This window comes from Paracoccus fontiphilus (assembly GCF_017356265.1).
Taxonomy (GTDB): domain Bacteria; phylum Pseudomonadota; class Alphaproteobacteria; order Rhodobacterales; family Rhodobacteraceae; genus Paracoccus; species Paracoccus fontiphilus.
In genome coordinates, this window is the sequence record NZ_JAFNAW010000020.1 from 45,954 (window position 1) to 57,770 (window position 11,817).

The following is an 11,817-nucleotide window of genomic DNA, read 5'->3' on the forward strand; positions in this document are numbered from 1 at the left end:
TCAGCCGCGCCGCCGGACGTAAAGCTCCAAGCGGTGATGGACGATCTCGTACCCCATCTCGGCCGCGATCTCGGCCTGCAGGCGTTCGATCCGGTCGTTGGTGAACTCCATCACCGCGCCCGTGTCCACGTCGATCATGTGGTCGTGGTGCCGCTGGTCCGCCGCCTCCCACCGGGCGGGCTCGCCCTGGAATTCCAGCTTCTCGATCACGCCCTGCGTCTGCAGCGTGGTCAGCGTGCGATACACCGTCGCCAGCGACACCCCCGCCCCCGCGGCCTCGGCGCGGCGGTGCAGTTCGGCGGCGTCCGGGTGATCCTCGCTGCCCGCGATGACCCGCAAAAGCGCCGCACGCTGCCGTGTCACCCGCACCCCGGCGCGGCGCAGCGCCTGTTCCAACTGTGTCGCACGATTTTCCATGAAACCCTCATGCCCGATCCGGCGTTCAGTTGCAACTAATTCTCATCTGTTGACAGATGAGAATCGCTCGCACATAACTTGGCCATGGACAGCAAGCACTGGAACACAAGACCGATGAAACTGCCCTTGGCCGCAGCCCTTGCCACCCTCATTGCCCTGCCCGCCCATGCCGAACAGCTGAAGGTCGCCACCACCTTCACCATCATCGCCGACATGGCCCGCAACGTCGCGGGCGATGCCGCGACGGTCGAATCGATCACCAAGCCGGGGGCCGAGATCCACAACTACCAACCCACCTCGGGCGACCTGATCCGCGCGGCGGATGCGCAACTGATCCTTGCAAACGGGCTGAACCTCGAAAGCTGGTTCCAGCAGTTCATCGACCAACTGGGCGACGTTCCTGTCGCCGTGGTCAGCGACGGCGTGGAACCGATGCCCATCAGCGGCGGAGAGTACGAGGGCAAGCCGAACCCCCATGCGTGGATGGCGCTGGACAGCGCGCTGATCTACGTGGACAACATAGCCGAGGCGATGGCCGCCGCCGACCCCGTCAATGCCGCGACCTACCAGGCTAATGCCCAAGCCTACAAGGCGCAGATCACCGCCACCATCGCCCCCCTGCGCGACGCCGCCCGCGCGCTGCCTCAGGATCGCCGCTGGCTGGTCACGTCCGAAGGCGCGTTCTCCTACCTCGCCCGCGATTTCGGCCTGCAGGAACTCTACCTGTGGCCGATCAACGCCGATGCCCAGGGCACGCCCCAGCAGGTGCGCCATGTGATCGACGTGATGCGCGACAACGACGTGGGCGTGGTCTTCTCGGAATCCACCGTCTCCGACCGCCCCGCGCGCCGCGTGGCTGCGGAAACGGGCGCGACCTATGGCGGCACCCTCTACGTGGACAGCCTGTCCGAGGCCGATGGCCCGGTGCCGACCTACCTGGACCTCCTGCGCGTCACCTCGGAAACCATCGTGACGGGATTGCAGCATGAGTGACGGGATCGACGTCCGGGACCTGACCGTCGCCTATCGCAACGGCGTCACCGCCCTGCGGAACGCCAGCTTCACCGTCCCGACCGGGTCGGTCACGGCCCTTGTCGGCGTCAACGGCGCGGGCAAATCGACGCTGTTCAAGGCGCTGATGGGCCTTCTGCCCCACGCCTCGGGCCAGGTCCGCATCATGGGCGAAACCGTCGACCGGGCGCTGTCCCGCAACCTCGTCGCCTATGTCCCCCAGGCCGAGGAGGTGGACTGGACCTTCCCCGTCCTGGTCGAGGACGTGGTGATGATGGGCCGTTACGGCCACATGGGCTTCTTCCGCCGCCCCCGCGCCGCCGACCGGCAGGCGGTCGATGCCGCGCTGGCCCGCGTGGGCATGACCGATTTCCGCCGCCGCCAGATCGGCGAACTGTCGGGCGGCCAGAAGAAGCGCGTCTTCCTGGCTCGCGCCATCGCGCAGGACGCACGCGTGATTCTGCTGGACGAGCCCTTCACCGGCGTGGACGTCAAGACCGAGGAAGCGATCATCGCCCTGCTGAAGGCCATGCGCGACGAAGGCCGGGTCATGCTGGTTTCCACTCACGACCTGGGTTCCGTGCCAGAATACTGCGACCGCGTCGTGATGGTGAAGGGTACCGTGCTGGCCAGCGGCCCGACCGAAACGACCTTCACCCCCGAAAACCTGCGCCATGCCTTCGGCGGCGTGCTGCGCCACTTCGTGCTGGCGGGCGCCGCCCTTCACGACGACGCCGACCAGCGCAGCCTGGATGTCTTCACCGACGACGAACGCCCGGCGGTCTTCTACGATCAGCGTGCCCGCAGGACGGACGAATGACAGCCTCTTTGCCTTGGTCCAAATATCCCGGGGGGTCCGGGGGGCTGGCCCCCCGGCGACCGCGGGACGCAAGGGAAAACGCCTGATGCTGGAAACCCTGCTGATCCCCTTCACCTACGGCTACATGGCGAACGCCATCTGGGTCTCGGCCCTGGTCGGCGGCGTCTGCGCCTTCCTCTCGGCCTACCTGATGCTGAAGGGCTGGAGCCTGATCGGCGACGCCCTGTCCCACTCCATCGTCCCCGGTGTCGCCGGCGCCTACATGCTGGGCCTGCCCTTCGCGCTCGGCGCCTTCCTGTCGGGGGGGCTGGCGGCACTGACCATGCTGTTCCTCAACAGCCGCACCGGGCTCAAGGAGGACGCGATCATCGGCCTCATCTTCACCGGCTTCTTCGGCATCGGCCTCTTCATGATCTCGCTGAACCCGGTCGCGGTGGATCTCCAAGCGATCACCATGGGCAACATCCTCGCCATCTCGCCCGGCGACACGCTGCAACTGGCGATCATCGGCGGCGTGTCGCTGGTGATCCTGCTGGCAAAATGGCGCGACCTGACGGTGGTGTTCTTCGACGAAAGCCACGCCCGCACCATCGGCCTGCGTCCCGGCCGCCTGCGCGTGCTGTTCTTCACGCTGCTGGCCGGGTCCACGGTCGCCGCCATGCAGACGGTTGGCGCCTTCCTGGTGATCGCCATGGTGGTGACGCCCGGCGCCACGGCATACCTGCTGACCGACCGCTTTCCGCGCCTGATCGCCTTGTCGGTCGCCATCGGCACCCTGACCTCGGCCATCGGCGCCTATCTCAGCTTCTTCCTGGACGGGGCAACGGGGGGCATCATCGTGGTCATGCAGACGCTGATCTTCCTGGCGGCCTTCGTCTTCGCGCCCACGCACGGCATCCTTGCCAGCCGCCGCCGCTTGCGCGAGGCCACCGAATGACCTGGCTCACCGCGCCCTTCGCCTTCCCCTTCATGGTCGAGGCGATGCTGATCACCGTCATCGTAGCCATTCCCGCCGCCCTGCTCAGCTGCTTCCTGGTCCTGAGGGGATGGTCGCTGATGGGCGACGGGATCAGCCATGCCGTGCTGCCGGGGATCGTGCTAGCCTATCTGGCGGGCATCCCCCTGCTGATCGGAGCGTTCATCGCGGGCATGATCTGCGCGCTGTCGGCGGGCTGGCTGGACGCCAACAGCCGGGTCAAACCCGACACCACGCTGGGCGTCGTCATGTCGGGCATGTTCGGCCTTGGCATCGTGATCTACACGCAGTTCCCGACCGACGTGCACCTGGACCATATCCTGTTTGGCAACATCCTGGGCGTGGGGCGCGACGACTTCATCTCGGCCGGGTCGATCTCGGCCGTTGTCGCGCTGGTCCTGGTCCTGAAATGGCGTGACTTCGCGCTGCTGGTCTTCGATCCCGTGCAGGCGCGGGTGGCAGGACTGCCCGTGCCATGGCTGCATTACGGCATGCTGGCGATGATCTCGGCTGTGGTGGTCGCCATGCTGTCGGCGGTCGGCATCATCCTGTCGGTCGCCCTGCTGATTGCGCCGGGGGCCATCGCCTTCCTGCTGACCACGCGGCTGCAGGCGATGCTGGCGCTGTCCGTCGCGGTCGGCGTCGGATCAAGCCTGCTCGGCATCTGGATCAGCTTCTGGCTGGACAGCGCGCCTGCCCCGACCATCGTTGTCGTCATGACCGCGCTGTTCGCGCTGGTCTTCTTCTGGCGGCAACTGACCCATCGCCGCACCGCCGCCACCTGAGAGGAACCTCCATGCTGCCGGATCGCCAGGCATTTCCCCCCGATTTCGTCTTCGGCGTCGCCACCTCGGCCTATCAGATCGAGGGCTCGGGGCATGGAGGGTCGGGTCCGTCCCACTGGGACACCTTTGCCGCGACGCCCGGCACCATCGCGGATGCCAGCAACGGCAGCCTTGCCTGCGATCATTACCATCGCTGGCCCGAGGATCTGGACCTGATCCGCAACGCGGGCTTTTCCGCCTATCGCTTCTCGACATCATGGGCGCGCGTCATGCCGGACGGAGTGAGGGTGAACCCGGAGGGCCTCGACTTCTATGATCGGCTGGTGGACGGAATGCTGCAGCGGGGGCTGGCGCCCTATCTGACCTGCTACCACTGGGAACTGCCTGCCGCGCTGGCGGACACGGGTGGCTGGCAGAACCGCGACATCGCCGCCCGCTTTGCCGATTACTGCACCGTGATCCACCGCAAGCTTGGCGACCGCGTCGCCAGCACCGCCACGCTGAACGAGCCCTGGTGCATCGCCTGGCTGTCGCATTTCCTGGGCCAGCACGCCCCCGGCCTGCGCGACGTCCGGGCAGCCGCCCGCGCCATGCACCACGTCCTGCTGGCCCACGGCGCCGCCACCCAGGCGCTGCGGTCCGAGGGCGCGCGAAACCTCGGCATCGTCCTGAACTTCGAAACGGCCCAGCCCGCCGACGACAGCGACGAAGCGCTCGGCGCCGCCCGGGTGCAGGATGCCATCTACAACCAGTGGTTCATCCGCGCGATCATGGGGCAAGGTTATCCGCCCCTAGCGCTGGAAGGCCTTGCCGCGCATCTGCCGGACGACTGGCAGGCCGACATGGGGTTGATCGCGCAGCCTATAGACTGGCTTGGCGTCAACTACTACACGCGGCGCCTTTATGCGGCTGGAACGGGCCTGTGGCCGCGGGGCAGCGCGGTGGACGGTCCCCTGCCCAAGACGCAGATGGGCTGGGAAATCCGGCCCGAGGGCCTGACCGAGTTCCTGATCCGCCTGCAGCAGGATCACGTGGGCGACCTGCCGATCTCCGTGACGGAAAACGGCATGTCCGAAGCTGCGGGTCAGGACGTCGCGGCCGATCCGCGCCGCATCGCCTTCATCGGCGATCACCTTCGCGCGGCACGCGCCGCGATGGATCGGGGCGTGAACCTGAAAGGCTTCTTCTACTGGTCGCTTCTCGACAATTTCGAATGGGGCTGGGGCTTCGGGCCGCGCTTCGGCCTTGTCCATGTCGATTACACGACGATGAAGCGCACCCCCAAGACCAGTTGGCACGCATTCAGGGCGATGCTTGGCGGCAAGGCCGATCCGGCCTGACCGGAACCGGCGTCATCAGCCGCCGCCGATTCCCGTGTTCACCTTGCCGGTGCCGCCGCAATCGGGGCATTCCTTGCCTTCGATGCGCCCGCTGCCCTCGCATTTGCGGCAGATGTTCTCGCCCGCGCCCGGGGTGCCGGGCGGAACGGCATCGGGATTTTCCTTCTCGTCCATGGTAGTCTCCTGCATCCTGTCCCGAGTCAACCCGCCCTGCCGATTCATGTTCCCGCCGCAACGCCAAAGAGATCCTGTCCGGACCCGTCCCGATGCGGGAACAGGCTTGGTTGCGCCGCACGGGACCAACGGCTATCTGGAGGACCAGAGCGGAACCCGAGGGGCCTTCATGATCGTCATCGCCGCCGCCGTCATCGGCGCAATCCTGGGCTGGCGCCGCGCCGGCCAGCTTGGCGGCTCGCAGCGGGACCGCGCCCAGTATGCGGCAGCCTTCGCCGTGGCCTTTGCCGTCGTCGGCCTGTTTGCCACCGTTTTCGTCGACCGGATGATGTGATGTTCATCCCGTTCCTCGACAGCCTGCGCCGGCACGGAGTTCCGGTCTCGCTGCGGGAATGGCTGGACCTGATGGCGGGAATGCAGGCGGGGGTCGCAGACTGGACCGTCGACGGCTTCTACCATCTGGCCCGGCTGGCTCTTGTCAAGGACGAACGGCATATCGACCGTTTCGACCGCGCCTTCGCGGAAGCCTTTGCGGGACTGGAGCAGATCCCGGTCGAGGCCCTGGTCAGCGAACAGGCGATCCCGCGCGAATGGCTGGAAAGACTGGCGGAAAAGCTGCTGACCGACGAGGAGAAGGCCCAGATCCAGGGCAGCGGCAGCTTCGAGGAGCTGATGCAGAAGCTGCGCGAACGGCTGGCGGAACAGCAGTCCCGCCACCAGGGCGGCAGCAAGTGGATCGGCACGGCCGGGACGTCGCCCTTCGGCGCCTATGGCTACAACCCCGAGGGGGTCAGGATCGGCCAGCACGAAAGCCGCCATCGCCGCGCGGTCAAGGTCTGGGACAAGCGCGAGTTCCGCAATTTTGACGACGGCGTGGAACTGGGCACCCGCAACATCAAGGTCGCGCTGAAGCGCCTGCGGCAATGGGCGCGGCATGGCGCGGCCGACGAACTGGACCTGCCCGCCACCATCCGCGCCACCGCCGACCACGGCTATATCGACGTGCAGACCCGGCCCGAGCGGCGCAACGCGGTCAAGGTGCTGCTGTTCCTGGATGTGGGCGGCTCGATGGACGACCATATCCGTGTCGTGGACGAGCTGTTCTCGGCCGCCCGCGCCGAGTTCAAGCACATGCAGCACTTTTATTTCCACAACTGCCTTTACGAAGGCGTGTGGAGCGACAATCGCCGCCGCTGGGTGGAACAGACGCCGACCTGGGACGTGCTGCATCGCTTCGGGCGCGACTACAAGTGCATCTTCGTGGGCGACGCCTCGATGTCGCCCTACGAGATCGCGGTGGCGGGCGGCGCAAACGAGCACTGGAACCCCGAACCGGGCGAGCTGTGGCTGCGCCGGGCCTGCGAGACATGGCCCGACCACGTCTGGCTGAACCCCGTGCCGCAGGCCCATTGGGGCCATACGCAGTCCATCGCCATGATCGGCCGGATCTTCGAAAATCGCATGATGCCCCTGACACTGGACGGGTTGACGCAGGCCATGCGGGCCTTGGGCTAACCTCTGGCGCGGACGGCACGGCGCGACCATATTGGAGCCATGCTGAAGTTCACCCCGATCATCCTGCTGATCCTTTACCTGGCCGCCGTGTGGTTCTTCTCGCTGTGGCGCCTGAAGCAGGAACTGAACCAGCGATCGACGCCCTTGAGCCATCCCCGCCTGACGCCGATGCTGGAACGTCTGGGCCGGGCGATGGACCTGCCCGCCGTTCGCGCCCATGTCTACGAGGTCGAGCCGGTCAACGGCCTTGCCGCCCCCGACGGCCGTATCTTCCTGACGCGCGGCTTCATCCGCAAGCTGGACGCGGGCGAGGTCACGCCCGAGGAACTGGCCAGCGTCATCGCGCACGAACTTGGCCATGTCGCCCATGGCCATGCACGCCGGCGCATGATCGACTTCGCGGGCCAGAACGCCATCCGCATGGCGCTTGCCGGCATCCTGGGCCGCATCATCCCCGGCCTTGGCGTCTGGATCGCCGGGCTTGTGGCAACTGCCGTGGCCGCCCGCCTGTCCCGCGACGACGAGTTCGAGGCCGACCGCTTCGCCAGCGCGCTGATGATCCGCGCGGGTCTGGGGACCGATCCGCAGATCTCGCTGTTTCGCAAGCTGGACCGGCTGACCGGCAAGGGCATGGGCCAGGCGCCTGCCTGGCTGCTGTCGCACCCGCCCACCGCCCGCCGCATTGCCGCCATCGAGGCGCACAAGGCCCGCTGGCACGACGGCTGAAGGGCCTTGCGGCACGCGGTGGTTGTCCTATGCTTCCGGCGAACAACCGGGACAGACGATGACGCGACCCTTCCGCCGCCGGGTTTTCTACCTGCCCGGCTTCGACCCAATGCCCCCGCGTCGCTATCGCGAGCTTTTCCGGCAGGAAGCGCGAAAGCAGGCCAAGGTCAGCGGCTTCGACCTGGCAATGGAAAAGCCCGGCAAGGGCGCGGGCTTCGGCTGGCAAACCCATGCGCGCTTCCCCGGGGGCGAGGCAAGGACCCGCTTCGACGTGCTGGTCTGGTCCGATCTGGTTCAGGCGTCCATGAAGGGCGGCATCCTGACGACCTATGCGCAACTGGTGCGGACGGCGTGGATCTACATCGCCTCGGGCGCGCTGCGAAGGTTGATGCGGCTGCGCCGGGGACCCGTGCTGGCGGCGCTTTATCCTGTGGTGGTCCTGGTCCTGCAACTGATCGCCGCCATCCTCGCGGCGCTTCTGGCCGGCTGGACCGCCATGGACCTGACCGGCCAAGGCTGGCTTGCCGCCATCCTTGGCATCGTTGCGGCCTGGGGGGTCCTGTCCCTTGCCGCATCGCAGGACCACCGGCTGTTCGCATATTACCTGATGCATGACTATGCGTTCACCGCCAGTCTTCGCGGGGCCTATCCCCCTGAACTCGAAAAACGGCTGGCCCGGTTCACCGACCGCGTCGCCGACGCCCTGGCCGAGGACGTGGACGAGGTTCTGGTCGTCGGCCATTCCTCGGGCGCCTATCTTGCCGTGTCGCTGATGGCCGACCTGCTGCGCCGGGACGTGGGTCCCCATCGCCCTGCCCTGACCCTGCTGACGTTGGGGCACGTCGTGCCGATGGCATCCTTCCTGCCCGGGGCGCAGCGGCTTCGGGCCGACCTCGCCTTTCTGTCCGAACGGCCCGAGCTATTCTGGCTGGACGTGACAGCCCCCGGCGACCCGTGCAGCTTCGCCTTGTGCGATCCGGTGGCGGTCAGCGGCGTGGCGGGGCCGGGGCAACGCTGGCCCCTGGTGATCTCGGCCGCGTTCAGCCACACCCTGTCGCCCCGCTTGCAGCGGGATTTGCGCTGGCGGTGGTTCCGGCTGCACCTGCAGTACCTCTGCGCCTTCGACCGGCCGGGCGACTACGACTATTTCGCCATCACTGCCGGACCATGCGCCTTGTCCGATCGCTTTGCCGCCCGCAAGCCCTCGCCCGGACGTATCGCCGTTCCCGTCGGTCCGGGGCTGCCGTGACCCCGCCCCGCCCGCACACGACCGAGGGGCGGGGCAGCGTCCTGCGCTTTGCCCGCGCCTTTCGCAGCGACCTGCTGTCCGCCCTGCCCGAGCGGCTTTACCGCGCCTGGATGGCCGAGTTTCGCAGCCCCCTGGTCCACAGCTTCTTCTGCAACGACCCGGCTTTGGTGCGCCTGATCCTGAAGGAGCGGCCCGGCGACTTTCCCAAGTCGAACCGCCTCCGCGCGGGCCTGGCGCCCCTGCTTGGCGAATCCATCTTTGTCACGAACGGCGAACAATGGGCCGCGCAGCGCCGCATCATCGACCCGGCCTTCGAGGGCGGGCGCCTGCACCACAGCCTGCCCGCCATCCTTGAGGCGGCCGATGCCCTGGTCACACGCCTGAAGCCCGGCGAACAGGACATCGAGCCAGAGGCCAGCCATGCCGCCGCCGACGTCATCTTCCGCGCCCTGTTTTCCATGCCGATCGAACATGACATTGCCGCCCGGGTCTTTGGCGCCTTCCGCGCCCATCAGGACGCGCAGCCGGTCGTCAACCTTGCCGCCCTGCTGCCCTGGCCGCGCTGGCTGCCCCATCCCCATTCGCGCCGCACCCGCCGGACGGCGGCCCAGATTCGGGGGCTGATCACGGATCTGGTCGCCACCCGCATGAAGGCGATCCACGAGGGCAGCGCGCCCGACGATCTGGCGACGCGGATCATGACCACGCCCGATCCCAAGACCGGCCGCTGCTTCTCGCAGGCCGAGATGGTGGACCAGGTGGCGATCTTCTTCCTGGCCGGGCACGAGACCAGCGCCTCGGCCCTGGCCTGGGCCTTGTGGCTTGTCGCGTCCCATCCCGAATGGCAGGATCGCATCGCCGCCGAAGCCGCGCATCTTTCGCCCGACATGGCTGGCGTCAACGCCCTGCGCGCCACCCGCGCCGTCTTCCGAGAGGCGCTGCGGCTTTATCCCCCGGTCCCAATGATGGTGCGCGAGGCAAGCCAGCCGGTCATGATGCGCGGCCGTCCAGTCCCTGCGGGTGCGCAACTGGTCCTGTCGCCCTGGCACCTGCACCGCCACCAGCGGCTTTGGGACCGTCCCGACGACTTCGACCCCGACCGCTGGAATCGCCCCGACGGCAAGGCCGGCGCCCGCGATGCCTTTATCCCCTTTTCCACAGGCCAGCGCGTCTGCCCCGGCGCGGGCTTTGCCATGATCGAGGGCGTGGTGATGCTGGCCCGCGTCGTGCAAGCATTCCATCTGCGACCCGGCGCCAAGGCCCCGGTCCCGGTCGCTCGCCTGACCGTCCGCGGAAAGGATGGGATTGTCCTTCATCTTGCCCCGCGTAAAATCATCGACGTCACCTCGCCGCCCGCTTGACATTCCCCGCGACCGGGACAAAAAGAGGCTCCAGTGGGGCCGTAGCTCAGTTGGTAGAGCGCGTCGTTCGCAATGACGAGGCCAGGGGTTCGATTCCCCTCGGCTCCACCAGATCATCCCCATTAGTGCTATGAATTTGTTGGATAATCGGCTTGCAGATTTCTGCTGTCCCGCCAAAAAACCCACCACCAAGTTTCCTGAGCCGCCGCCTCCCTTCCCTCGGGCCGGCTCAACTGCGCAGCCAATACCGACTCGGTCTTGCTGGAAGGTGATGCCGACCAGATCAAAGGAAGCGCCGGTCACAATCGGCATTAGAGCGGGTCAACTTACAATCTTGGCAACGAGCTCAAGTGTAGCCGGGCCCACGCCGCCGAGGCAGGGGGTACCCCCTAGGGGTGGGCGCATCGACTAGAGAGAGGGTGGGGGGTAAAATCGCGCACCGCGGATCCTCTACTCGTCTACCCCTCGGACGGCTCGCAAATTTTCCATTTTTTTCAGTATGGAGACTGCCGCCCCCTGCCTCTGCTAATCCACTTCGATGGTCGTCGCAACGCCGGTGTAGATTATCAGGACCATTGATGGTGCTCCGGCAACATGGTCCGGCCGCCGCGTGTGAAATCGTCCAGAACATGCTTGTATGGCCTTGCTCCTGCGAAATTGATTTCAGGACCGAGGGTGGTTAGGGCAATGTAGTGCTCTGAACGGTGTATCATGATGTTCCGGATCTTGATCCATCCAGGTCGCTGAAGGTTCCCGATCAAGCTGCGACGAATGGCGTTTGTCATCACATCAACAGCCTCGAGGCCAAACAAGGGTTTGGGCGAGAACCTAATGCGATCTCGGACCATCCTCCCAAGATCAAGCGTCGCATCCTGACAACTCACCTGTAACGCCGCCTTCTTCCAATCACTCGGCTCAACAGAGAATTTAGCCTCCGCCTCGTACCGGCCGCCTTCAATCAATCCAAGCGGATGCTTGATCGACCTACTTTCCAAGATTGGGCAAACAAAGTTCGACCACCAAGTTTCCCAGCGATCAGCCCCGATGGAGGCGCTCTTACCGTCGATGATCCAACGATATTTTCCGAGTTCCGCAGGCCTCCGGAAGGAGTAGTAGAGGCGCGCATGCTGGAGAACGTTCGCTATAAGCTTCACCATCAAGCACGCTTGAACATACTGCTGCGCTGCCATCCCCTCGAGTTGCTGCTTCATAGCATGAACCTGCTCGACCAAAGTTGGGTGATGCTGGTCCGTGAGGTTCTTGACGATCCCCAAGGCCTGCATCTTCCGATGATGTTCGATGTCATCAGGTGTGGAGTAAGAACATCTAACAAAACCGTTTGTGTTGATTTCCACCTAGAGCATGTCGCGGGCATCGAGATTCAGGATTCCCAGCTAGCCTATGATGTGCTTCCCTTCTGCTGAGGCAGGTATGGGGGGTCTG

Annotated in this window: 13 protein-coding genes and 1 tRNA gene; 11 read left to right on the forward strand and 3 right to left on the reverse strand. The window is 66.0% G+C overall.

Annotation, left to right across the window (positions count from 1 at the left end; all coding sequences use genetic code 11):
- Positions 1 to 417, reverse strand: a complete 417-nt coding sequence (locus tag J0F76_RS09355; protein ID WP_207468365.1) for a Fur family transcriptional regulator — start codon at positions 415 to 417, stop codon at positions 1 to 3.
- An 84-nt stretch (positions 418 to 501) separates the two neighbouring features.
- Here J0F76_RS09355 and J0F76_RS09360 point away from each other — a divergent pair, with 84 nt between their 5' ends.
- The 5 genes from J0F76_RS09360 (at position 502) to J0F76_RS09380 (ending at position 5,349) form a co-directional block, all read left to right on the forward strand.
- The gene (locus J0F76_RS09360) at positions 502 to 1,410 is read left to right on the forward strand and encodes a metal ABC transporter substrate-binding protein (RefSeq protein ID WP_423227367.1); all 909 of its coding nucleotides are present in this window, start codon (positions 502 to 504) and stop codon (positions 1,408 to 1,410) included.
- On the forward strand, positions 1,403 to 2,248 hold the full coding sequence (locus J0F76_RS09365) for a manganese/iron ABC transporter ATP-binding protein (protein WP_207468368.1): 846 nt from the start codon (positions 1,403 to 1,405) through the stop codon (positions 2,246 to 2,248). The genes J0F76_RS09360 and J0F76_RS09365 overlap by 8 nt, the downstream gene beginning before the upstream one ends.
- A gap of 85 nt (positions 2,249 to 2,333) precedes the next feature.
- Positions 2,334 to 3,185 (forward strand): metal ABC transporter permease, encoded by an 852-nt coding sequence (locus J0F76_RS09370; protein WP_207468371.1) that lies wholly within the window; start codon positions 2,334 to 2,336, stop codon positions 3,183 to 3,185.
- Positions 3,182 to 4,009, forward strand: coding sequence for a metal ABC transporter permease (locus J0F76_RS09375; RefSeq protein ID WP_207468374.1), 828 nt, complete (start codon positions 3,182 to 3,184; stop codon positions 4,007 to 4,009). Before J0F76_RS09370 ends, J0F76_RS09375 begins: the two co-directional genes overlap by 4 nt.
- Positions 4,010 to 4,020: 11 nt before the next feature.
- Positions 4,021 to 5,349 (forward strand): GH1 family beta-glucosidase, encoded by a 1,329-nt coding sequence (locus J0F76_RS09380; protein WP_207468376.1) that lies wholly within the window; start codon positions 4,021 to 4,023, stop codon positions 5,347 to 5,349.
- Between the two features lie 15 nt (positions 5,350 to 5,364).
- On the opposite strand, the gene J0F76_RS09385 is transcribed toward J0F76_RS09380, so the two are convergent.
- Complete coding sequence (locus J0F76_RS09385) at positions 5,365 to 5,523, reverse strand: hypothetical protein (RefSeq protein ID WP_207468378.1); 159 nt, start codon at positions 5,521 to 5,523, stop codon at positions 5,365 to 5,367.
- Between the two features lie 169 nt (positions 5,524 to 5,692).
- Between J0F76_RS09385 and J0F76_RS09390 the strand changes: the two genes are divergently transcribed.
- The 6 genes from J0F76_RS09390 (at position 5,693) to J0F76_RS09415 (ending at position 10,485) form a co-directional block, all read left to right on the forward strand.
- A complete protein-coding gene (locus J0F76_RS09390) occupies positions 5,693 to 5,857 on the forward strand; it encodes a hypothetical protein (protein WP_207468380.1) in 165 nt (54 codons plus the stop codon).
- Positions 5,857 to 7,038, forward strand: coding sequence for a vWA domain-containing protein (locus tag J0F76_RS09395; RefSeq protein WP_207468382.1), 1,182 nt, complete (start codon positions 5,857 to 5,859; stop codon positions 7,036 to 7,038). Before J0F76_RS09390 ends, J0F76_RS09395 begins: the two co-directional genes overlap by 1 nt.
- Before the next feature lie 39 nt (positions 7,039 to 7,077).
- On the forward strand, positions 7,078 to 7,764 hold the full coding sequence (locus J0F76_RS09400; protein WP_207468385.1) for a M48 family metallopeptidase: 687 nt from the start codon (positions 7,078 to 7,080) through the stop codon (positions 7,762 to 7,764).
- A gap of 58 nt (positions 7,765 to 7,822) precedes the next feature.
- A complete protein-coding gene (locus tag J0F76_RS09405) occupies positions 7,823 to 9,013 on the forward strand; it encodes an alpha/beta hydrolase (RefSeq protein WP_207468386.1) in 1,191 nt (396 codons plus the stop codon).
- A complete protein-coding gene (locus J0F76_RS09410; protein ID WP_341351578.1) occupies positions 9,010 to 10,374 on the forward strand; it encodes a cytochrome P450 in 1,365 nt (454 codons plus the stop codon). The genes J0F76_RS09405 and J0F76_RS09410 overlap by 4 nt, the downstream gene beginning before the upstream one ends.
- Before the next feature lie 35 nt (positions 10,375 to 10,409).
- A tRNA-Ala gene (locus J0F76_RS09415) sits at positions 10,410 to 10,485 on the forward strand.
- A gap of 455 nt (positions 10,486 to 10,940) precedes the next feature.
- Here the strand turns inward: J0F76_RS09415 and J0F76_RS09420 are convergent.
- The gene (locus J0F76_RS09420) at positions 10,941 to 11,729 is read right to left on the reverse strand and encodes a hypothetical protein (RefSeq protein WP_207468397.1); all 789 of its coding nucleotides are present in this window, start codon (positions 11,727 to 11,729) and stop codon (positions 10,941 to 10,943) included.
- Positions 11,730 to 11,817 lie beyond the last annotated feature (88 nt).